The organism is Pseudomonas sp. P110(2024), assembly GCF_057480795.1.
The window spans coordinates 90,042-113,344 of record NZ_JBLIYT010000008.1 but is presented as its reverse complement, the minus strand read 5'-3'; the positions used below and the strand labels follow the sequence as shown (position 1 = coordinate 113,344).

Here is a 23,303-nt window from a genome sequence, read left to right as displayed (position 1 = left end):
GTTTGTGCGCCACTTCACATTTGCAACTTGTCGCGAACAAAGCCCTCACCAAGGGCCGATATGGAGATCGATTTCTGGTGAACTCACCGCAGCTGCTCGCCGCTGTTTCCGCAGACTTCCCGTGCGGCGACGACCTCGAATACGATGCCGATTTCCTGCAACTGGAACGTGATGCCCAGGGGCGCCCCGAGCGCGTGATGGGCGACGCCGTGCAGCCGGCCGAGCCGCCGCAGTGGCGTGACATCGAACAGGCCTGCACCGGCCTGCTGCAACGCAGCAAGGATCTGCGCATCACCCACTTCCTGGTTCAGGCCAACCTGGCCCTGCACGGCTTGCCGGGCCTGGCCGCGAGTCTTGAACTGATCCGCGACCTGCTGGGCGAATACTGGTTGCACCTGCACCCGCAACTGGATGCCGCCGACGACAACGACCCCACCGTGCGCGTCAACGCCCTGGCCGGCCTCACCTGCGACACCAACATCGCCCTGCTGCGCGACGCCGTGCTTGTGCGTTCGCGCGCCTTCGGCCCGGTCACCCTGCGCGCCGCCCTGCATGCGGCAGGCGTGCAGCACTTCGCCAGTGAGCAGTTGAGCGCCGAGGAACTGGCCGCCGCCCTGCGCGACGCCGACCCCGAGCAGCTTGCGCAATGCCGCCAGGCCCTACAGCTGGCCCGCGAAGCCCTGGACACCATCGAGAGCCGGGTCAACGACCAGGTCGGTTCGGCCAGCGGCGTCGACCTATCCGCCCTGCGCCAGCCGCTGCGTCAGGTCCAGCAGGTGCTGGCCGACTACAGCCCGGAAGGCTCGGCGCCCGTCAGCGCGAGCCTGGACGAAGCGACAGCGCCCGGCGCCCATGACAACCCACAGCCCGTCGCCGCGCCACGCCCCGCAGCACGCCCCGGCGAGGTGAACAGCCGCGACGACGTGCTGCAGAGCCTCGAGCGCCTGCTCCAGTACTACGCCCGCCACGAGCCCTCCAGCCCGCTGCCGGTGCTGCTGCGCCGGGCGAAGAACCTGGTCAATGCCGACTTCGCGACCATCGTCCGCGACCTGATCCCCGATGGCATGTCGCAATTCGAGAACCTGCGTGGTCCGGAACACGACTGACGTCGTTCCGGCCGCCTAAACACCGACGCCCGCAACAAGCAGAGCCGCCGTACCGGCGACCAGGAGGAACAACGTGGCGAAAGACAGCTCCCAGAAATTCATCGCGCGCAACCGTGCGCCGCGGGTACAGATCGAATATGACGTCGAGCTGTACGGCGCCGAGAAGAAGGTCCAGCTGCCCTTCGTCATGGGCGTGCTCTCGGACCTCGCCGGCAAGCCCGCCGAGCCGCTGCCGGCCGTGGCAGACCGCAAGTTCCTGGAGATCGACGTCGACAACTTCGACTCGCGCCTGAAGGCCATGAAGCCCCGCGTGGCGTTCAATGTGCCCAACGAGCTGACCGGTGAAGGCAACCTGAGCCTGGACATCACCTTCGAGAGCATGGACGACTTCAGCCCCGCCGCCGTGGCACGCAAGGTCGATGCCCTGAACCAGCTGCTCGAGGCCCGCACCCAGCTGGCCAACCTGCTGACCTACATGGACGGCAAGACCGGCGCCGAGGACATCATCCTCAAGGCCATTAAGGACCCGGCCCTGCTCCAGGCCCTGGCCAGCGCGCCGAAACCTGCCGACACCGAGCCGAAGGCCTGAGGAGACCGACCATGAACGATCCGTTGCGCGACAGCCAGGCCCCCCAGGCGGCCACCCAGGACCCGAGCGAGTTCGCCAGCCTGCTGCTGCAGGAATTCAAGCCCAAGACCGAGCGGGCCAAGGAAGCCGTCGAGAGCGCCGTGCGCACCCTCGCCGAACAGGCCCTGGCGCAGACCAGCCTGGTGTCCAACGATGCCATCGGTTCGATCGAGCAGATCATCGCCGCCATCGACGCCAAGCTCACCGCCCAGGTCAACCAGATCATCCACCACGATGACTTCCAGAAGCTGGAAAGCGCCTGGCGCGGCTTGCACTATCTGGTCAACAACACCGAGAGCGACGAGCAGCTGAAGATCCGCGTGCTCAACATCTCGAAGAACGACCTGCACAAGACCCTGAAAAAATTCAAGGGCACCGCCTGGGACCAGAGCCCGATCTTCAAGAAGCTCTACGAAGAGGAATACGGCCAGTTCGGTGGCGAACCCTACGGCTGCCTGGTGGGCGACTACTACTTCGACCAGTCGCCACCCGATGTCGAGCTACTGGGCGAGGTATCCAAAGTTTGCGCCTCGATGCACGCGCCATTCATCTCCGCCGCTTCGCCGACGGTGATGGGCATGGGCTCGTGGCAGGAGCTGTCCAACCCGCGCGACCTGACCAAGATCTTCACCACCCCGGAATACGCCGGCTGGCGTTCGCTGCGTGAATCGGAAGACTCGCGCTACATCGGCCTGACCATGCCGCGCTTCCTGGCGCGCCTGCCCTACGGCGCCAAGACCGACCCGGTGGAAGCGTTCGCCTTCGAGGAAGACACCGACGGCGCCGACAGCAGCAAGTACACCTGGGCCAACGCCGCCTATGCCATGGCGGTGAACATCAACCGCTCGTTCAAGTACTACGGCTGGTGCTCGCGCATCCGCGGCGTGGAATCCGGCGGCGAAGTCGAAGGCCTGCCGGCGCACACCTTCCCCACCGACGACGGTGGCGTGGACATGAAGTGCCCGACCGAGATCGCCATCTCCGATCGCCGCGAGGCGGAGCTGGCCAAGAACGGCTTCATGCCGCTGCTGCACAAGAAGAACACCGACTTCGCCGCCTTCATCGGCGCGCAGTCGCTGCAGAAGCCGGCCGAATACGACGACCCGGACGCCACCGCCAACGCCAACCTGGCCGCGCGCCTGCCGTACCTGTTCGCCACCTGCCGCTTCGCCCATTACCTGAAGTGCATCGTTCGCGACAAGATCGGCTCGTTCAAGGAAAAGGACGAGATGCAGCGCTGGCTGCAGGACTGGATCCTCAACTACGTCGACGGCGACCCGGCGCACTCCACCGAGACCACCAAGGCCCAGCACCCGCTGGCGGCCGCCGAAGTGGTGGTCGAGGAAGTCGAAGGCAACCCGGGTTACTACAACTCGCGCTTCTACCTGCGCCCGCACTACCAGCTCGAAGGGCTGACCGTGTCGCTGCGCCTGGTGTCGAAGCTGCCTTCGGCCAAAGGGGCCTGATCATCGCGGGCAAGCCCGCTCCCACAGTGGGAGAGGGCTTGCCCGCGATTAGCCACTACTACCGCTAACCGACGCGAAATCCCGAGGACATCATGGCTGTAGATATTTTCATCAAGATCGGCGACATCAAGGGCGAGTCCCACGACAAGGCCCACAAGGACGAAATCGACGTCCTGAACTGGAGCTGGGGCATGTCCCAGTCCGGCAACATGCACATGGGCAGCGGCGGCGGTTCGGGCAAGGTCAACATCCAGGACCTGTCGATCACCAAGTACATCGACAAGTCCAGCCCCAACCTGATGGCCCACTGCTCCAGCGGCAAGCACATCGACAAGGTCAAGCTGACCGTGCGCAAGGCCGGCGGTGAAAGCCAGGTCGAGTACCTGATCATCAACCTCGAAGAGGTGATCGTCAGCTCGCTGAGCACCGGCGGCTCGGGCAGCGACGACCGCCTGACCGAGAACGTGACCCTGAACTTCGCCAAGGTCACCGTCGACTATCAGCCGCAGAAGGCCGACGGCACCAAGGAAGGCGGCCCGATCAAGTACGGCTGGAACATCCGCTCCAACGTCAAGATCTGACCGACCGCGCCCGTGCCGCCCCAGGCGGCGCGGGGGCCCTTCCCCACGCCTCACCCGCCCACGGTGAACATCATGGCCAAGCCTTCTTTCATCAACTTGTGGAATGCCTATCCGAAGGTGTCCTCGCCCTGCGATGGCCCGTGGGACAATCAGTGCGCCATCCGCATGAGCATCGCGCTCAACGGCGAGATGAGCCTCAAGGTCAACAAATCGACTTATACCGAACCCAAGTGCGCCCATGGCCATGCCCGTGGCGCCGAATCCCTGGCCAACTGGCTGGAGCGCCAGCTGGGACGCCCGCAGCGCATCGGCGGCAGCGCCCAGGAGCGCGACAAGCTCAAAGCCAAGACCGGGATCATCTTCTACAAGGACTGCTTCGCCCGCACCGGGCAAAGCCAGGAAAACCGCACGGGCGACCATATCGACCTGTGGAACCGCGGCCTGACCAAGGGCTTCTCCGATCAGAACTACCAGTCGAAACAGGTCTGGTTCTGGGAGCTGACATGAAGCGCGTGGCCCTGGTCGGTGCCTTGCTGCTGGCCCTGAGCGCCTGCGCCGACGCCGAACTGCTGAGCCAGGCGAACCTGGGCGGGCAGACCGTGAAGCTGACAGATAACGCCGGCCAGTGCGTGCTCGATCGCGGCGAACAACGCCTGGCGCTGGACATGCCATGGCCCTGCGGCCTGAGCCCCGACCGCGCCGGCAAGGCCCGGGTCGAGCAGTTCGACGGCGTGCCGATCGTGCTGGTGACCCACGTGCAACCCCACCCGACGCTCAAGGGCGAATGCCTTAAAACCTCGCGCGCCGTGCGCCTGACCCCGGCCGGCCTGGAAGCCTCAACGCCCACGCCGAGCGCGTCCTGCGACACCGGCTTCGAAGACCAGAAAATGTTCACAGGGATGTTCCAGTGGTAGCCGAGATCGCCACCCGCGACCGCCTGCAGCCCTCGCTGCTGGATCGCCTGACCGACGACGAGCCGGGCAACCCGCAGGAAGCCCCCGACAAGCGCGTGCTCAGCCTGCAGCAGCTCAAGGCCTCGGTGCTGCGCGACCTGGCCTGGCTGCTCAACACCACCTCGCTGCTCGACACCGGCGCCACGCTGAATTCCCCGGCAGGCGCCTCGGTGATCAACTACGGCCTGCCGGCCCTGGCCGGCAACAGCGCGTCGAACATCGACCTCAACGCGCTCGAACGTATCATCCACCAAGCCATCGCCACCTACGAGCCGCGTATCCTCGCCCACACCCTGAAGGTGCGCGCTCAGGCCGCCCCCGGCGAGATGAACGCCAACGCCCTGAGCTTCGAAATCGAAGGCGACCTGTGGGCCCAGCCGGCGGCCCTGCCGCTGCTGTTGCAGACCGACGTGGACCTGGAGTCCGGGCACGTGCGCGTGGCCCCCGCCGACCGCCGGAGACGCGCATGAACCCGCGCCTGCTCGAACTGTACAACCAGGAACTGCAGCATATCCGCGAGGGTGCCGCCGAGTTCGCCAAGGAATACCCGAAGATCGCCGGGCGCCTGACGCTGTCCGGGATCGAATGCGCCGACCCCTATGTCGAGCGCCTGCTGGAAGGCTTCGCCTACCTCACCGCGCGGGTGCAGCTCAAGCTCGACGCCGAGTACCCGACCTTCACCCACAACCTGCTGGAAATCGCCTACCCGCATTACCTGGCGCCGACCCCGTCGATGACCGTGGTGCAACTGCAGACCGCCCCCGACGAGGGCTCGCTGGCCGCCGGTTTCCAGCTGCCCCGCGACAGCGTGCTGCGCGCCAACCTCGGCCGCAACTCGCAGACGCCGTGCGAATTCCGCAGCACCCAGGACGTGACCCTGTGGCCGCTGCAGGTGGCCCGCGCCGAATACTTCGGCAACCCCGGCGCCGTGCTCGGGCGCCTGGCCGCCAGCGAGCCGAAGGCCCGTGCCGGCCTGCGCCTGAGCTTGCGCAGCGGCGCGGAAATCCCCTTCAACAGCCTGCCACTGACGCACCTGCCGCTGTACCTCAACGGCGCCGACGAAACCCCCTTCCGCCTGTACGAGCAACTGCTGGGCAACGCCTGCGCGGTGTTCGTGCGCCAGCCGGGGGCTGACTGGGTCGAGCGCATCCCGGTCGAGCAGGCCTTGCTGCCGTGCGGCTTCGACGATCGCGAAGCGGCGTTGCCGGTGGTGCCCCAGGCGTTCCAGGGCTATCGCCTGTTGCAGGAATACTTCGCCCTGCCGCAGCGTTTCCTGTTCGTCGATTTCGCCGGACTGGAGCGCGCGGTCAAACGTTGTGACGGCCAGGAACTGGAGCTGCTGGTCCTGTTCGAGCGCTTCGACCCCACGCTGGAGAGCAGCGTGGGCAGCGCGCAGTTTGTGCCGTTCTGCACCCCGGCGATCAACCTTTTCCCGCGCCGGGTCGACCGCATCCACCTGACCGACCGGGTCCACGAGCACCATGTGATCGCCGACCGCACCCGGCCCACTGATTTCGAGATCCACTCGCTGCAGCAGGTCGCCGGCCACGGCACCGGGCCGGACCAGGCGTTTTTGCCGTTCTACGCCGTGCGCGACCCGTCGCGCTACGGCCGTGACCAGGCCTACTACATCGTCCGTCGCGAGCCTCGGGTGCTGTCCAGCGAGCAGCGACGCAACGGCACGCGCTCCAGCTACATGGGCAGCGAGACCTTCGTCAGCCTGGTCGACGGCCACCAGGCACCGTACCGCCACGACCTGCGCCAGCTGGGCATCAGCGCGCTGTGCAGCAACCGCGACCTGCCGCTGTTCATGAACGTCGGCGACGGCCGCAGCGACTTCAGCCTGGCCGACAGCGCCCCGGTGTCCGCCGTGCGCTGCCTGGCCGGCCCCAGCCGACCGAAGGCCAGCCATGCCCACGACAACCGGGCCTGGCGCCTGATCAGCCAACTGTCGCTGAACTACCTGTCCCTGGCCGAACAGGGCCAGGGCGCCGCCGCCCTGCGCGAACTGCTGCGCCTGTACGGCGACCAGCAGGACAGTGCCCTGCAACTGCAGATCGACGGCCTGCGCGAGGTCAGTTGCAAGCCCTGCACCCGGCGCCTGCCGATGCCCGGGCCGATCGTCTTCGGCCGCGGCCTGGAGATCACCCTGACGTTCGACGAAAACGCCTTCCGCGGCACCGGCGTGTTCCTCCTGGGCGCGGTGTTCGAGCGCTTCCTGACTCGCTACGTGTCGATCAACAGTTTCACCGAAACCGTGCTGCGCACCAGCGAACGTGGCGAGATCATGCGCTGGAACGCCAAGCCCGGGCGCAGGCCGACCCTGTGAGCACGCTACAGGCCATGCAGGCGCAGCCCTGGGAGTACGACTTCTTCCAGGCCTTGCGTCGCCTCGAGGCGGAAAACCCCGAGCTGCCGCGCTTCGGCCATTCGCTGCGCCTGGCCGACGAGCCGGTGCGCCTGGGGCAGCGCCTGGACTGCGGCTTCGCCCCGGCGACGCTGGCCTCGGTCACGGCCAACGACGATCAGCCGGCGCGCCTGGAGCAGTTCTTCTTCGGCCTCGGCGGCCCCAACGGCCCGTTGCCGCTGCACCTGACCGAGTACATGCGCGAACGCCAGCGCAACCACGCCGACCCGACCAGCAAACGCTTCCTCGACATCTTCCACCACCGCTTGCTGAGCCTGTTCTACCGCGCCTGGGCCGAGGCCCGGCCGACCGTCAGCCACGACCGCCCCGGTGACGACTACTGGGCCGCGCGCCTGGCCGCCCTCAGCGGCCGCGGCCAGCCGGAACTGCAAGACCAGGGGCCGCTGGCCGACACCGCCAAGCTGCACTGGTCCGGCCACCTGGCGGCGCAGACCCGCTACCCGGACGGCCTGTGCAGCATCCTGTCGAGCTATTTCGGCGTGCCGGTGCAGCTCGAGGAGTACGTCGGCCAGTGGCTGGAGCTGCCCGAACGCAGCCAGCTCGGCGTGCGCGCCAACCGCCTGGGCATGGACCTGTGCCTGGGCCGCTACGTCTGGGACCGCCAGCACAAGTTCCGCCTGTGCCTGGGCCCGCTGACCCTCGACCAGTACCACGCGCTGCTCCCCGGTGGGCAGGCGTTCGTCGAGCTGGCGGCCTGGGTCGCCGAGTATCTGGGCCAGGAACTGGACTGGGACCTCAACCTCATCCTCGCGCAGGGCCAGGTGCCCGCGCTGCAACTCAATGCCGGTCAGCGCCTGGGGTTCGACACCTGGCTCGGCCGCCCCTCGCACGATGCACGCGACCTGAAGCTGGCCCGGTACTACGCCGACCAGCCGGTCGCCGCGCCCCTCACAAGGAGTCAGGACCATGGGTGAAATCAGCCGCGCCGCGCTGTTCGGCAAACTCAACAGCGTCGCCTACAAGGCCATCGAGGCCGCCACGGTGTTCTGCAAGCTGCGGGGCAACCCCTATGTCGAGCTGGCGCACTGGCTGCACCAGCTGCTGCAGCTGCAGGACAGCGACCTGCACCGCATCATCCGCCAGTTCAACGTCGAGCCGGCACGCCTGGCCCGCGACCTGACCGATGCCCTGGACCGCCTGCCACGGGGCTCGACCTCGATCACCGACCTGTCCTCCCAGGTGGAAGAGGCCGTCGAGCGCGGCTGGGTCTACGGCAGCCTGATGTTCGGCGAAAGCCAGGTGCGCACCGGCTACCTGCTGGTCGGCATCCTCAAGACCCCGAGCCTGCGCAATGCGCTGCTGGGGCTGTCCAGCGAGTTCTCCAAACTGAAGGTCGAGGCGCTGAGCGAGCGTTTCGACGAGTACGTCGGCGACTCGCCGGAAAACAACCTGGCCGCCAGCGACGGCTTCAGCGCCGCGGCGCCGGGCGAGGCCAGCGGCGCCGTGGCCCCGGCGGCGATGGGCAAGCAGGAGGCGCTCAAGCGCTTCACCGTCGACCTCACCGAGCAGGCCCGCAGCGGCAAGCTCGACCCCATCGTCGGCCGTGACGAGGAGATCCGCCAGCTGGTCGACATCCTCATGCGCCGCCGCCAGAACAACCCGATCCTCACCGGCGAGGCCGGCGTCGGCAAGACCGCCGTGGTCGAAGGCTTCGCCCTGCGCATCGTCGCCGGCGACGTGCCGCCGGCACTGAAGGACGTCGAGCTGCGCAGCCTGGACGTCGGCCTGCTGCAGGCCGGCGCCAGCATGAAGGGCGAGTTCGAACAGCGCCTGCGCCAGGTGATCGAGGACGTGCAGGCCTCGCCCAAGCCGATCATCCTGTTCATCGACGAAGCCCATACCCTGGTCGGTGCCGGCGGCGCGGCCGGCACCGGTGATGCCGCCAATCTGCTCAAGCCGGCCCTGGCCCGTGGCAGCCTGCGCACCGTGGCCGCGACCACCTGGGCCGAATACAAAAAGCATATCGAGAAGGACCCGGCCTTGACCCGGCGTTTCCAGGTGGTCCAGGTGGACGAGCCGAGCGAAGCCAAGGCGCTGCTGATGATGCGCGGCGTGGCCTCGACCATGGAGAAGCACCATCAGGTGCAGATCCTCGACGAAGCGCTGGAAGCCGCCGTGAAGCTGTCGCACCGCTACATTCCGGCACGCCAGCTGCCGGACAAGTCGGTGAGCCTGCTCGACACCGCCTGCGCCCGCGTCGCCATCAGCCTGCACGCGGTGCCGGCCGAGGTGGACGACAGCCGCCGGCGCATCGAGGCGCTGGAGGTGGAACTGCAGATCATTGCCCGCGAAGCCGCCATCGGCGTCAGCACCGAGCAGCGCCAAGCCCAGGCCGACAGCCTGCTGGCCGAGGAGCGCGAGCGCCTGGCCGCCCTGGAAAGCCGCTGGGCGGAGGAGAAAGCCCTGGTTGACGAGCTGCTGGCCACCCGCGCGCAACTACGTGAACAGGTCGGCGTGGTCGATCAGGAAGTGGACGTGCAGGGCAGCCATGAACTGCGCGAAAAACTCGTCGACCTGCAGCAGCGTCTGAGCCAGCTGCAAGGCGAGAGCCCGCTGATCCTGCCGACCGTGGACTACCAGGCGGTGGCCTCGGTGGTCGCCGACTGGACCGGCATCCCGGTGGGCCGCATGGCGCGCAACGAGATCGAGACCGTGCTCAACCTCGACAGCCACCTGGCCAAGCGCATCATCGGCCAGGACCACGCGCTGAAGATGATCGCCAAGCGCATCCAGACCTCCCGCGCCGGCCTCGACAACCCGAACAAGCCCATCGGCGTGTTCATGCTCGCCGGCACCTCCGGGGTGGGCAAGACCGAGACCGCGCTGGCCCTGGCCGAGGCCATGTACGGCGGCGAGCAGAACCTGATCACCATCAACATGAGCGAGTTCCAGGAGGCCCACACCGTCTCCACCCTCAAGGGCGCCCCACCCGGCTATGTCGGCTACGGCGAGGGCGGCGTGCTGACCGAGGCGGTGCGCCGTCGCCCGTACAGCGTGGTGCTGCTGGACGAGGTGGAGAAAGCCCACCCCGACGTGCACGAGATCTTCTTCCAGGTGTTCGACAAGGGCGTGATGGAAGACGGCGAAGGCCGCCAGATCGATTTTCGCAACACCCTGATCCTGCTCACCACCAACGCTGGCACCGAGCTGATCGCCAACATCTGCAAGGACCCACAGGCCCTGCCCGACCCGGAGGCCGTGGCCACCTCGCTGCGCAAGCCGCTGCTGGAGATCTTCCCGCCGGCGCTGCTCGGCCGCCTGGTGACCATCCCCTACTACCCACTCAGCGACGCCATGCTCAAGGCCATCACCCGCCTGCAGCTGGAGCGCATCCGCAAGCGCGTGGAAGGCACCCACAAGGTCGGCTTCGCCTACGACGACGGCGTGGTCGAGCTGATCGTCTCGCGCTGCACCGAGACCGAAAGCGGAGGCCGCATGATCGACGCCATCCTCACCAACGGCCTGCTGCCGGACATGAGCCGCGAGTTCCTAACCCGCCTGCTCGAGGGCAAGCCGCTGGCCAGCGTCAGCATCAGCCGTCGTGACAACGACTTGCACTATGACTTCGGCGCCGCCGACTGACAGGACCGACCATGCTGTTCAAGCAGTTCACGCGCCTGGCGCAGATCAACAGCCCCCTGGGGCCGGACAAGCTGATCCTTGCCGAAATGGGCGGCAGCGAGGAACTCGGCCGCCTGTTCGACTTCGAGCTGCAGCTGACCAGCGACGACCCGGCCATCGACCTCAACCAGCTGCTGGGCAAGCCCATGAGCCTGAGCGTGCAGCAGAGCGTCGGCAGCTCGCGGCATTTCCACGGCATCGTCGCCCGTTGCAGCCAGTCGGTGGACCAGGGCCAGTTCGCCAGCTACCGCGTCACCTTGCGTCCGTGGCTGTGGCTGCTGACACGCACCAGCGACTGCCGGATCTTCCAGCACCTGAGCGCGCCGCAGATCATCAAGCAGGTGTTCCGCGACCTGGGCTTCTCGGATTTCGAGGACCTGCTCAGCCGCAACTACCGCGAGCGCGAGTACTGCGTGCAGTACCGCGAGACCAGCTTCGACTTCGTCAGCCGCCTGATGGAGGAGGAAGGCATCTACTACTTCTTCCGCCACGAGCAGGAACGCCACGTGCTGGTGCTGGCCGACGCCTACGGCGCGCACCAGAAGGCCCCCGGCTACGAGACCGTGCCCTACTACCCGCCGGACGGCCAGCACCGCGAGCGCGACCATATCAACGACTGGCACCTGGCCCAGGAGGTCCAGCCCGGCTCCCTGGAGCTCAACGACTACGACTTCCAGCGCCCCAGCGCGCGCATCGACGTGCGCTCGGCGATGCCGCGCCCGCACCAGGCCGGCGACTACCCGTTGTACGACTACCCCGGCGCCTACGAGCAGACCCAGGACGGCGAGCACTACGCCCGCACCCGCCTGGAGTCGCTGCAGAGCCTGCACGAGCGGGTCGAGCTGCGCGGCAATGCCCGGGGCCTGGGCAGCGGCCATCTGTTCAGCCTGAGCAACTTCAGCCGCCAGGACCAGAACCGCGAGTACCTGATCGTCGCCGCCCGCTACTACGTGCATCAGGAGCGCCTGGAAAGCGGTGGCGGCAGCGGTGCAGCGCAGTTCGAGAGCAACCTCAGCTGCATCGACGCGCAGCAAAGCTACCGCCCGGTGGGCAGCACCCTGCGGCCGATCGTCAAGGGCCCGCAGACGGCCGTGGTGGTCGGCCCTGCCGGCGAGGAGATCTGGACCGACCAGTATGGCCGGGTCAAGGTGCACTTCCACTGGGACCGCCACGATCAGTCCAACGAGAACAGCTCGTGCTGGATCCGCGTGTCGCAAGCCACGGCGGGCAAGAACTGGGGCTCGATCCAGGTGCCGCGGATCGGCCAGGAGGTGATCGTCAGTTTTCTCGAAGGCGACCCCGACCGGCCGATCATCACCGGGCGGGTCTACAACGCCGAGCAGACGGTGCCCTACGACCTGCCCGGCAGCGCCACGCAAAGCGGCATGAAGAGCCGTTCGAGCAAGGGCGGCAGCCCGGCCAACTTCAATGAAATCCGCATGGAGGACAAGAAGGGCGCCGAGCAGTTGTACGTGCATGCCGAACGCAACATGGACACGGTGGTGGAGCAGAACCAGACGTTGTCGGTGGGCATCAGCCGGGTCAAGACCGTGGGCATGATCGAGACCGTGACCATCGGCCAGGACCGCCTGCGCTCGGTGCGCCATCGCGACGTCCTGCTGGTCGGTGGCGACAAGCGCGACAGTGTGCACGGCAACTATGTGATGGATGCCGGCGACCAGATCCGCCTGGTCTGTGGCGACAGCGTGTTCGAATTGAAGTCCGACGGCACCATCAATATCAGCTGCGCCAAGTTCAATATCCATGCAACGGCGGACGGGATCATCAATACCGATGGCAAGCTCGACCTGAACCTGGGCGGCGGTCCGCAGGCCAAGGCTTCGGGCCAGGGCGACAAGGGCGAAATCGACGGCCGGGTGAAGCAGGTGTTCAAACAGTAACACCGAGGGCCTCATCGCGGAGTTGCCCCGCGATGGGCCCGAAACCGACAAGCTTTTGGTCCCACCCAGGTAATAGTGTTTTACCAATCGCCCTGGTTTTCCGCTGCTGCGCTTTGCCTATCCTAGGCCGGTCACCCTGTCTGCGATGGACCCATGAAAGACGCACTCCCCAGCCGCTACGCCTGCCTGACCCTGTGCCTGCTGTTCACCCTCGCCAGCCTACCCTTCCTCGCCCGGCACGACGGGCTCTGGCCCTTCACCGTCATCAGCGCCCTGCTCAGCCTGGTCGGCCTCAACGACCTGCGCCAACGCCACCACGCGGTGCGCCGCAACTATCCGATCCTGGGCAACATCCGCTACCTGATCGAAACCGTCCGCCCGGAGATCCGCCAGTACCTGATCGAAGGCGACGACGACAAGCTGCCGTTCTCCCGCGCCCAGCGTTCGCTGGTCTACGCCCGGGCCAAGAACGAAAGCGCCGAGAAAGCCTTCGGCACCCTCAACGACGCCTATAAACCAGGCTTCGAGTTCATCAGCCATTCGATGCTGCCAGTGCCGATGCCCGACCCGGCCTCGTTCCGCATCCGCATCGGCGGCCCGCAGTGCCGTCAGCCGTACTCGGCGTCGATCTTCAATATCTCGGCCATGAGCTTCGGCGCCCTCAGCGCCAACGCCATCGCCGCGCTGAACAAGGGCGCGCGCCTGGGCCGCTTCGCCCATGACACCGGTGAGGGCAGCATCAGCCCCTACCACCGCGAACACGGCGGCGACCTGATCTGGGAAATCGGCAGCGGTTATTTCGGCTGCCGTACCGAAGACGGCCACTTCGACCCTGATCGCTTCGCCGAACAGGCACGCTCGCCTCAGGTGAAGATGATCGAGATCAAGCTCAGCCAGGGCGCAAAGCCGGGCCATGGCGGGATCCTGCCGGGGCACAAGGTCAGCGCCGAGATCGCCGCCACCCGGGGCGTGCGCGAAGGCGAGGACTGCATCTCGCCGGCCGCCCACAGTGCCTTCAGCACGCCACGGGAGTTGCTGCAGTTCGTCGCCCGGCTGCGCGAGCTGTCTGGCGGCAAGCCGGTGGGTTTCAAGTTCTGCCTGGGCCACCCGTGGGAATTCATGGGCATCGCCAAGGCCATGCTGGCCACCGGCATCACCCCGGACTTCATCGTCGTCGACGGCAAGGAGGGCGGCACCGGCGCGGCGCCCCGGGAGTTCTCCGACAACATGGGCGTGCCCCTGCGCGAGGGCCTGATGTTCGTGCACAACACCCTGGTGGGGCTGAACCTGCGCGAGCGCATCCGCATCGGTGCGGCGGGCAAACTGGTCAGCGCCTTCGACATCGCCAGCGTGCTGGCCATCGGCGCGGACTGGGTGAACTCGGCGCGGGGCTTCATGTTCGCCATCGGCTGCATCCAGTCGCAGAGCTGCCACACCAACAAGTGCCCGACCGGGGTGGCGACCCAGGACCCGCTGCGCCAGCGCGCGCTAGTGGTGCCGGAGAAAGCCGAGCGGGTCGCCAGCTTCCACCGTAATACCTTGCATGCCCTGGCCGAGATGCTTGCCGCCGCTGGCCTGGACCATCCCTCTGAACTCAAGCCCAAGCACCTGGCGCGGCGTATCAGCGCCAGCGAGATCAGCCTGTTTTCGCAGTTGCACACTTTCCTCAAGCCGGGCGAACTGCTCAGCGGCGCGATCGACAGCGAGTTCTATGCACGGATGTGGCGGATGGCGCGCAGCGACAGCTTCGCGCCGCAGACGGGTGAAATCGAGGTGGCGGCGGCGGTCAACGTGCGCCGGAAAGAAACAGCCCCGGCATAGGCCGGGGCTGCGGGTGACGCGGGATCAGGATCAGAAGATGCTGATCGGGTACTCGACGAATACGCGGACTTCGTTGCCGTCATCCATGTAGAAGTCGGCGACGTTGCGCGAAGTACGCAGGAAGGAGCTACGCAGCTTGACCGACAGGTCCTTGGCCGGGCCTTCTTGTACGACGTAACGCAGCTGGTTGAAGATTTCGCGCTCTTTACCTTCACCATTGCCGTGGGTGTTGATGTTGTCACCACGCACGTAGGCAACTTTGTAGGTCAGGCCAGGGACGCCGAATGCGCCAAAGTCCAGGCCGTAGCCGATCTGCCAGGAGCGCTCGTCTTCTGCGTTGAAGTCGGACCAGTAGGAGTTGGCCAGGTAAATGGTCGAACCACCATCGCCGAAGCCGCCATCACGCTGGTAACCGCCGTAGTTGTAGCCGGTATCGCCAGTACTGCGTTGGTGCGCGATGGTTACCGAGTGAGGACCGTACGCATAGGTAGCCGCCAGACTCCAGATAGTGTTGTCCTGATCGCCCTCACGCATGCCCCATTTTTCGATGAACTTCTTGTCGAGCTTGGACTTATAGCCATTGAAGTCCAAGGTCAGGGACTGGTCTGCCGCGATCGGGTAGACGTAGTTCATGCCCAGGTAGTGCTTTTTCATCACGTCTTCGTTGTCGGCGGTGTACAGCGACGCGGTGAAGTTGTCAGTGAACTTGTAGCTACCGCCCAGTACGTTGATTGCCTTCAAACGACCACTGTCGTGACCTTGGGCGCTCTTTTGCACTTCGCTGGTGAAACGCCCAGCGTTCAGCTCCAGGCCTTTGATCTCTTTGGAGGTGATCGAAGTCCCGCTGAAGCTTTCTGGCAACAGGCGCGAATCGTCGTACTGCAGGACCGGCAGGGCCGGCATCTGGTCACCGTACTTGAGCACGGTGTTGGAGACGCGGAATTTGATCGCCGCACCGGCGCGGGCGAGGTCATTGGCAGCATCGCTGCGTTCACGCTCGTTGACCGTGTTTTCACGCTTGAAGAAATCGATACCGCCACCGCCGTTACGGCCTTTGCCGCCATCCAGGCGCAGGGCGTACAGACCGAAGGCGTCGACACCCACGCCAACGGTGCCCTGGGTGAAGCCGGAGGAGAAGTTGGCGATGACGCCCTGGCCCCACTGGGACTGGTCGTTGGTGTGGTGCTTCTTGTCACGGTTGATGAACGCGTTGCGCAGCAGGACGTTGGCGTGGCTGTCCTCGATGAAGCCCTTGCTTTCGGCCTGCTCATTGGCCTGTGCCTGGGTCGCGGCGATCATCGCCAGGGCGACCAGGCTGATCCTGGTTTTCAACATGTTGTTTTCCTTATTTCGTATTCAAAAACGCTCTGCATTAGAACGCCAGGAACCAACGCCCCTTCGTAGGTTCGACGCTATGCGGATCCAAGCCGAAAGGCCCGCCAATGCTCTGCAACGGGCCTTGCAGCCGCATGGCCAGATCATGGCCAGCAGGCGTAGAGCCCGAATCCTAGCCCTGCCTGCTTAGACATGTCAAAAAAACGTGAAATGCAGGTTGGTATAACCAAAAACAAGGTCGGCGCTGGTGCATTTCCATGCATATATGCCGTGGGTCAGCGCAAATTTGTCTCTTTTGTGGAAAGCGGGCGAAATCCATAAAAACGTCATACGGCCATGCCCCTTCCCGCTTCCCGTCACCTGACACATCCGTACGACAGCCGATCCAGAAGTCAACACACTCAAATGAATGGCAACACTTTGAAACACTTGTAAAGACAACCCCTTACAAATGTCGATGCAATAGCAAATAGCAAGCATTACCATTCGCGCCCAATTTCTCACTCCATTCATTGGACGCCTTCGATGCCTGCCCCCTGCCGCCTTTCCCCCCTGACCCTGGGCCTGTCGCTGCTGTTCAGCGTCGGCCTGGCCAGTGCCACTACCACGACCCTGCCGGAAACCTCGGTGACCGCCGACAGCACCCGCGAAGAGGACAATCCGCGGGTCAAGGACGTGACCACCGCGACCCGTACCTCGACCCCGGCGCGCTATGTGCCGCAGGCCATCGACTCGGTGAAGACCCGCAACGTGCTGGACTACGGCAGCAGCAACCTGGGCAAGGCGTTGGAAGGCATCCCCAACGTCAGCAGCGGCGCCGACACCCGCTTCGACAGCCTGCGCATCCGCGGCTTCGACGCCAGCAACGACTTCTACCTGGACGGCATCCGCGACGACAGCCAGTACACCCGCGACCTGCACAACATCGAGCGGGTCGAGGTGCTCAAGGGCCCGGCGGCGGTGCTCTATGGCCGTGGCAGCCAGGGCGGCATCGTCAACCGGGTGAGCAAGGCGCCGGAGCACGGCCGCCGCTCGACCATCGAGGCCCAGGGCGGCAGCCAGGACCTGCGCAGTCTGTACGCCGACCTCAGCGCCGACCCCAGCGACACCCTCAGCCTGCGCCTGAACCTGGGCAACGAGGACAAGAACAGCTTCCGCGACGGCATCGACGGCAACCACCGCCAACTGTTCGCCCCGTCCATGAGCTGGCAGATCACCCCCGAACTGAACTGGCTGGTGCAGTACGAGTACAGCCGCTATGACCGCACCCCCGATCGCGGCATCCCCGGCAACCCGCTCACCGGACGCCCGACCGACGTCAGCCGCAAGACCACTTATGGCGACACCCAGCGCGACTACATCAACGACCGCGCCGAATCGCTGCGCTCGCGCCTGAACTACGAGCTGAACGACCAGTGGCAACTGCGCCACACCATCAGTCTGTTCACCCTGGAAAGCGACTTCGACAACACCTACCTGACCGCCTACCGCCCCGCCACGGGGTTGGTGGACCGCCAGCGCTGGCAACAGGACCTGAGCACCCGCAACCTGTACAACACCGTCGAACTGGAAGGCCATGTAGAGACCTTCGGCCTTGAGCACACCCTGCTGGTTGGCCTGGAAATGGGCGAACAGCGCCGCAACTCGCTGCTGCACCAGGGCGTTGGTGTGCCTTCGGTGCCCCTGCAGGGCGCAACGGCCCGCCAGCAGCACAATGGCACCATGCGGGTGTCCAGCAACAACCACACCGATGTCGAGAGCACCGGGATCTACCTGCAGGACCAGATCCGCCTCAACGACCAGTGGCAACTGCTGGCAGGCGTACGCTTCGACCAGTTCGAGGTGGATACCACCAACAAGCTGCGCAACCTCTCGGAAAAACAGAAGGACAACAGCTTCAGTCCACGCATCGGCGTGGTGTACACGCCCTGGCAAGATCACTCCTTCTATGCCTCCTGGAGCAAGACGTACTCCCCTGTCGGTGGTGGCCTGATCGGCATCACCCCAGGCGCTGCCGGCAACACCAACCAGACCGACCCGGAACAGACCCGGCAGAAGGAGATCGGGGTCAAGAGCGAATGGTTCGACCAGCGCCTGAGCACCACCCTCGCGATCTACGAACTGGAGCTGTATAACCGCCGTACACGCGACCCGATCATCCCGGACCTGATCCAGCTCAGCGGCCTGCAACGCTCGCGCGGCATCGAGCTGACCGCCACCGGCAACGTCGTGGGCAACTGGTATGTGCGCGGCGGCATCGGCCTGCAGGACGCGACCATCGTCAAGGACAACAACGGCCAGCAAGGCAACCGCATCAACGATGTGGCCAAGCGCAACGCCAGCCTGTTCGTCACCTGGAAGCCGGAGCTTGGCTGGTACGCCGAAACCGGCCTGACCCTGGTCGGCGACCGCTACGCCGACAACCAGAACACCGTGATCCTGCCGGGCTACGGCCGTTGGGACGCGCTGGCGGGCTATCGCACCCACGACTGGGACGTGCGTGCGGCGCTGAGCAACATCACCGACAAGACCTACTACAGCTCGGCCACGAGCGCGGCGCAGATCCAGGTGGGCGATCCGCGCAGCCTGGTGGTGACCGGGACCTACAGTTTCTGATCGTCAGCGCCCATCAGGCCATTCGGGCCCCAAAACGAAAACGCCACCGCAAAAGCGGTGGCGTTTTTTTCTGCGGCGGGTTCCTTCCCGATCAATGCCAGACAGCCAGCAGAGCTTCGAGCTCTTCCTCGCTGATCAGACCTTGAGGGTATCGCCCATCCAGCAGGCGTCGTGGGTCGGTCGTCCTGACCCGATTGTCTCCATGACGTTTCAACCACTGAGCCAGGATTCTGAGCGATTGGTGACAGGCTGCCGTTGCGGGCAAAGCCGACTCACTTGCTGCGTTCATTTCCTCACGTACTCCCCGGGCCTAGTGAGCGGCTAAGTTACTTCAGACGCGTTACAGATTGGCGTAGGCCCATTCGTCTGAAGCACGAGGAAAAATCAATACAATTGCTGTGCCATGCCGCACGACCGACTATCGCGAGCATAAAAAAACCCGTCGCTCGACGGGTTTTTCATTCATTGGCCGGTCAACGTTTTACCGGCGCCGGCTGCTGCTGGGTCAGGCAGTGGATATTGCCACCGCCAAGCAGCAGCTCACGCCCCGGGATCATCACCACTTCGTGATCCGGGAAGACCTTGGCCAGGATCGCTCTGGCCTGCGCATCGGCCGGGTCGTCGAAGCTCGGGGCGATGATGCCGCCGTTGACGATCAGGAAGTTCACATAGGAACCGGCCAGGCGTACCGAAGGATCGCGCTCCTGGCTGCCCACCACGTGATCGACGCCGTCGCATTCTGCCTGGGTGGCATACAGCGGGCCCGGGATCGGCATCTTGTGCACCACGAACTCGCGCCCCTTGGCGTCACGGGTGTTTTTCAGCACCTCGTAGGCGGCGTGGCAACGCGCGTAGTTGGGGTCATTGGAATCATCGGTCCAGGCCAGTAACACTTCGCCGGGGCTGACGTAACAGCAGAAGTTGTCGACGTGGCCATCGGTTTCGTCGTTGTACAGGCCATCCGGCAGCCAGACGATGGTCTCCACCGCCAGGTGCTCGCGCAGGATCTCCTCGATCTGCTCGCGGTTCAGGTGCGGGTTGCGGTTGCGGTTGAGCAGGCATTCCTCGGTGGTGATCAGGGTGCCTTCGCCGTCGACATGGATCGAACCGCCCTCGAGCACGAAGCCCTCGGTGTGGTAGCGCTGCACACGCTCCATTTCCATGACCTTGGCAGCCAACTCCTCGTCGCGGTTCCAGGGGGCGTACAGGCCACCGTCGAAGCCGCCCCAGGCGTTGAAGCCCCAGTCCACGCCACGCACTTCGCCGTGGTCGTTGATGACGAAGGTCGGACCGGTGTCACGCACCCAAGCATCGTCGTTGCTGATCTCGACCACACGGATGTTCGGCAGGTCGAGCTGGCGACGGGCGTTCGCGTACTGGCCGGCGGACACCGCCACGGTAACCGGCTCGAAACGGGCGATAGCCTTGGCCAGGGTCACGTGCGCGGCCTGCGCCGGCTTGCCACCCAGGCGCCAGTTGTCCGGGCGCTCCGGCCAGACCATCCACACCTGGGTTTGCGGGGCCCACTCGGCGGGCATGTGGAAACCGTCGGCGCGGGGGGTCGAGTTGAGCGTTTTCATCGATGACCTCTAATGGCAACTGTCGGTGGTCCGGGGCCCGCTACGCGCGCCTTTCGCGACGCAAGGCCGCTCCCACAGGTCGAACGCTATCCCTGTAGAAGCGGCCTTGCGTCGCGAAAGGACCGCAAAGCGGTCCCGGCTGTTCAATGGCGAACACTTATATCCGATAAATATCGACTTTTAAAGCAAGTCACGAGACCGTTTTCGCATAAGGCGCCATTGAAAATCGATAAGAATCGATTTTATAAGCCCTCACCTAGAATCCGCTCCACGCAGTCGACAAAGTAGTCCACGCTCGCCCGCGTGGTGCACATCGGCGGCTTGATCTTGAGGATGTTCAGGTAGTCGCCGGTCGGCTGCATGAAGATCCCCAGCTCGCGCAGGCGATCGCACAGGATCATGGTCTCCTCGGTCGCCGGCTCCAGGGTCTGGCGATCGCGCACCAGTTCCAGCCCCAGGTAGAACCCGGAACCGTGGGCGGCGCCAGCTAGCGGATATTTATCGACCAACGCCTGCAGGCGTGCCTTGAAGTGGCGGCCGACGTCACGGGCGTTGTCCCACAGTCCTTCGTCGCGCATCACATCCAGCACCGCCATGCCGATGCGGCAACTGACCGGGCTGCCCCCGGCCGAGGAGAAGAAGTAGCCCTCGGCCTCCAACGCCTCGGCGATCTCGCGCCGGGTGATCACCGCGCCCAGCGGCTGGCCGTTGCCCATGCCCTTGGCCATGGTGATGATATCCGGTACCACGCCCTGCTCCTCGAAACCCCAGAAGTACTCACCCAGGCGCCCATAGCCGACCTGCACCTCGTCGGCGATGCACACCCCGCCGCGCTGTCGCACTTTGGCATAGGCCTCGCGCAAGTAGCCCGGCGGCAACGAGATGCCCCCGGCGTTACCGTACACCGGCTCGCAGATCATCCCGGCCAGCTGGCGGCCACGGGTGTCGAGGTCGGCCAGCTTGGCATCGACATCGCGCAAGTAGTCGGCGGCACTGTCAGCGCCCCGGTAACGCCCGCGGAAGGTGTTCGGCGCCTCCACCGGGTGCACCCAGTCCGGGCGGGTCTCCAGGGCCTGGGGGTTGTCGGCGATGGAGGTGGAGATCGCGTCGGTGGCCACCGACCAGCCGTGGTAGGCCTCCAGCACGCTGAGCAGGTCGCGCCCGCCGCTGTAGGCCCAGGCCAGGCGGATCGCCAAGTCGTTGGCTTCGGTGCCGCTGTTGACCAGGAATACCCGGTCGAAGCCTTCCGGAGCCACTTCCAGCAGACGCTCGGAGAACTCGGCAATGGCCGCGTAGTGGAAGCGCGAGTTGGTGTTGACCAGCGACCACTGGCGCGCCGACTCGGCGACCATGCGCGGATGGCCATGGCCGAGCACCGCGACGTTGTTGAGCATGTCCAGGTACGAACGGCCCTGCATGTCGATCAGGTAGTTGCGCCAGCCGCGCTCGATGTGCGGCGGCTGGGCGTAGTAATGCTTCTGCGAGCGGGCGAAACTGGCATCGCGTCGGGCCAGCAGGGCCTGTGGGTCGGCCAGTGGTTCGGCATCGCAGTCAAAGCCCAGCAGGGAGCGCGGTGACGGGCACAAGGCCAGCCAGGCTGCGGCGTGGGACGGCGTGGCAAAGAACGGTGGGCGGGTATCGGCATCCAGGCACAGCTGCACACTGAGGAAGCCGCAGGTCGCACCCAGCGCCTGCCCCTTGAGCAGCGCCTGGCCATCGGCCGGCGCCTCTTCCAGGCCGGCGAGCCACAGGCTCCAGTGCGCGGTCCGCAGGCAACCGCGGCCATCTCCGATGCGTTGCCAGACACCGGCCTCGGGAGCTTGCAGCGGGCTGCCGGGCAACAGGTTCAGCTCCACGCCCAGGGCACAGGTGGCCGGCTCTTCAGGCTGATCGATATGGGTTTGAGACAGGCGGTACTGTCCATGGAGGCTGCACGCAGGGCCCGGCTGGGCGGCGAGCATACGCTGGTCGAAGCCCGGTTGCTCCCAGTTGCCCGCTTCGCAGAGGGGGCTGAGCACGCCCAGGTCGACCCGGGCGACCGGCTGCCCGGCAAGGCTCGGCAGCAACGCGACGCAACCGCTCATGTCCGGCATCACGGGCACCTGGCCCGCCGCGTTCAGGATCGCCGCCTCCATCAACGCGGCGGGTACGGAGCAGGCGGTATCGAAGATCTCCCATTCATGGGCGATGTTGTCGCGGGTGTACTGGTTGTCCGGATCGACCGCCAGCTGCTGTTCGCTGCTGAGCACCAGCACCGCGGCGCGGTTCAGCACCAGCGGCCACAAGGCACGCAGCTCCGCCTCCTGCAGCGGATTCGCCGCGTGGTAGGCGCTGATCGCCGGCAGGATGCGCAACGGGTCGCCCTCGGCGTGGTGCAGCAGGGCCGCGCAGGTCACCGACAGATCGGCGATACGCCAGGTCCGCAGCAGGTCGCCGAAGTCGATGACACCCTGCACCTGCCATTGGCGCTGGTCGTCGCGGGCCCAGACCACGTTGTCGTCGGTGATGTCCAAGTGCACGGCCTGGACCGGCAATTGCCCGACCAGCGGTTGCAGGCGAGCGGCCGCCAACCGTGCGACCTGTACCACCTGCTCGCGACGCTGGATATCCTGCAACACCGGCAACAGGTGCTCGATCAGCACCGAGGCGTGCCGTGGATCCCACTGCAGGGTACGCTCAAGGCCCGGGTGGTCGAAGCCGGCCAGCGCCTTGTCGACCTCGGCGCAGAGCGTGCCGAGCTCGGCCATCACCCGCGCCGGCAGGTGTCCCAGGCGGGTCAGAGGCTGACCATCGATATAATCGAGCAGACGGGCGCGCAATGGCTGGCCATCGATCTCGAGTTCCAGCAGCAGCTCGCCCGTGTTCGCCGGGCGCACCACCGGCACCGGCACGCCTTGCCCGCGCAGAAAAGCCAGGGCCGCATGCTGCGCCTGCAGTTCGATCGCCGCATAGCTGCCATGACAGACCTTGAGCACAAACCGCCCCTGAACGCTGTCCACGCGAAAATTGAGGTCCTGCTGGCTGCCTAGCGCCTGCAGGCTGCCTTGCAGATCGTAATGCGAGCGCAACAAGGCATGAGCATGGGCCTCGCCGAGGGAGGGGCCGGGCTGGCTGGAACGCTGGATCAGGGTACTCAGGGGCATGGACGGGAACCTCGTTTTTTGTCGCCTATATCGCCATCGCGGCTGCCGATAAGCAAGTGGCATCCCTGCACAGACGACAGGCCGTCCTGCATTCACGACTTGCCACAAGCGATGCCAGCCAACA

Annotated in this window: 16 protein-coding genes; 13 read left to right on the top strand and 3 right to left on the bottom strand. The window is 65.6% G+C overall.

Annotated elements, in window-relative coordinates; translation table 11 throughout:
• Positions 1–77 precede the first annotated feature (77 nt).
• The 12 genes from tssA (at position 78) to AC25ND_RS14375 (ending at position 14,505) form a co-directional block, all read left to right on the top strand.
• A complete protein-coding gene (gene tssA, locus AC25ND_RS14430) occupies positions 78–1,106 on the top strand; it encodes a type VI secretion system protein TssA (RefSeq protein ID WP_062362754.1) in 1,029 nt (342 codons plus the stop codon).
• A gap of 73 nt (positions 1,107–1,179) precedes the next feature.
• Positions 1,180–1,695: a type VI secretion system contractile sheath small subunit gene (gene tssB / locus AC25ND_RS14425; protein WP_023632506.1), complete on the top strand. Its 516-nt coding sequence runs from the start codon at positions 1,180–1,182 to the stop codon at positions 1,693–1,695.
• Positions 1,696–1,706: 11 nt separating this feature from the next.
• On the top strand, positions 1,707–3,200 hold the full coding sequence (tssC, locus tag AC25ND_RS14420; RefSeq protein WP_028689172.1) for a type VI secretion system contractile sheath large subunit: 1,494 nt from the start codon (positions 1,707–1,709) through the stop codon (positions 3,198–3,200).
• A 92-nt stretch (positions 3,201–3,292) separates the two neighbouring features.
• Positions 3,293–3,781, top strand: coding sequence for an Hcp family type VI secretion system effector (locus AC25ND_RS14415; protein WP_028689173.1), 489 nt, complete (start codon positions 3,293–3,295; stop codon positions 3,779–3,781).
• A gap of 72 nt (positions 3,782–3,853) precedes the next feature.
• Positions 3,854–4,288 (top strand): type VI secretion system amidase effector protein Tae4, encoded by a 435-nt coding sequence (locus tag AC25ND_RS14410; RefSeq protein WP_028689174.1) that lies wholly within the window; start codon positions 3,854–3,856, stop codon positions 4,286–4,288.
• A complete protein-coding gene (locus tag AC25ND_RS14405; protein ID WP_028689175.1) occupies positions 4,285–4,695 on the top strand; it encodes a hypothetical protein in 411 nt (136 codons plus the stop codon). The genes AC25ND_RS14410 and AC25ND_RS14405 overlap by 4 nt, the downstream gene beginning before the upstream one ends.
• Complete coding sequence (gene tssE, locus AC25ND_RS14400) at positions 4,689–5,204, top strand: type VI secretion system baseplate subunit TssE (RefSeq protein ID WP_028689176.1); 516 nt, start codon at positions 4,689–4,691, stop codon at positions 5,202–5,204. The genes AC25ND_RS14405 and tssE overlap by 7 nt, the downstream gene beginning before the upstream one ends.
• A complete protein-coding gene (tssF, locus tag AC25ND_RS14395) occupies positions 5,201–7,063 on the top strand; it encodes a type VI secretion system baseplate subunit TssF (RefSeq protein WP_486976397.1) in 1,863 nt (620 codons plus the stop codon). Before tssE ends, tssF begins: the two co-directional genes overlap by 4 nt.
• Positions 7,027–8,076: a type VI secretion system baseplate subunit TssG gene (gene tssG, locus AC25ND_RS14390; protein WP_051555627.1), complete on the top strand. Its 1,050-nt coding sequence runs from the start codon at positions 7,027–7,029 to the stop codon at positions 8,074–8,076. The genes tssF and tssG overlap by 37 nt, the downstream gene beginning before the upstream one ends.
• Positions 8,069–10,744, top strand: coding sequence for a type VI secretion system ATPase TssH (gene tssH, locus AC25ND_RS14385; RefSeq protein ID WP_062362749.1), 2,676 nt, complete (start codon positions 8,069–8,071; stop codon positions 10,742–10,744). The genes tssG and tssH overlap by 8 nt, the downstream gene beginning before the upstream one ends.
• An 11-nt stretch (positions 10,745–10,755) precedes the next feature.
• Positions 10,756–12,684 (top strand): type VI secretion system Vgr family protein, encoded by a 1,929-nt coding sequence (locus AC25ND_RS14380; protein ID WP_486976396.1) that lies wholly within the window; start codon positions 10,756–10,758, stop codon positions 12,682–12,684.
• A 153-nt stretch (positions 12,685–12,837) separates the two neighbouring features.
• Complete coding sequence (locus tag AC25ND_RS14375; protein ID WP_069016507.1) at positions 12,838–14,505, top strand: FMN-binding glutamate synthase family protein; 1,668 nt, start codon at positions 12,838–12,840, stop codon at positions 14,503–14,505.
• 30 nt (positions 14,506–14,535) lie between these two features.
• Here the strand turns inward: AC25ND_RS14375 and AC25ND_RS14370 are convergent, their stop codons facing one another.
• Positions 14,536–15,840, bottom strand: a complete 1,305-nt coding sequence (locus tag AC25ND_RS14370; RefSeq protein ID WP_050703354.1) for an OprD family porin — start codon at positions 15,838–15,840, stop codon at positions 14,536–14,538.
• 525 nt (positions 15,841–16,365) lie between these two features.
• On the opposite strand from AC25ND_RS14370, the gene AC25ND_RS14365 reads away from it, so the two are divergent.
• Positions 16,366–18,456, top strand: a complete 2,091-nt coding sequence (locus AC25ND_RS14365; protein ID WP_486976395.1) for a TonB-dependent receptor — start codon at positions 16,366–16,368, stop codon at positions 18,454–18,456.
• 473 nt (positions 18,457–18,929) lie between these two features.
• Here AC25ND_RS14365 and aguA read toward each other — a convergent pair whose 3' ends face one another.
• Positions 18,930–20,036 carry an agmatine deiminase gene (aguA, locus tag AC25ND_RS14360; RefSeq protein WP_028689184.1) on the bottom strand — a complete coding sequence of 369 codons (1,107 nt, stop codon included), beginning with the start codon at positions 20,034–20,036 and terminating at the stop codon, positions 18,930–18,932.
• A 242-nt stretch (positions 20,037–20,278) separates the two neighbouring features.
• On the bottom strand, positions 20,279–23,179 hold the full coding sequence (locus tag AC25ND_RS14355; protein ID WP_062362734.1) for an aminotransferase: 2,901 nt from the start codon (positions 23,177–23,179) through the stop codon (positions 20,279–20,281).
• Positions 23,180–23,303: the final 124 nt, after the last annotated feature.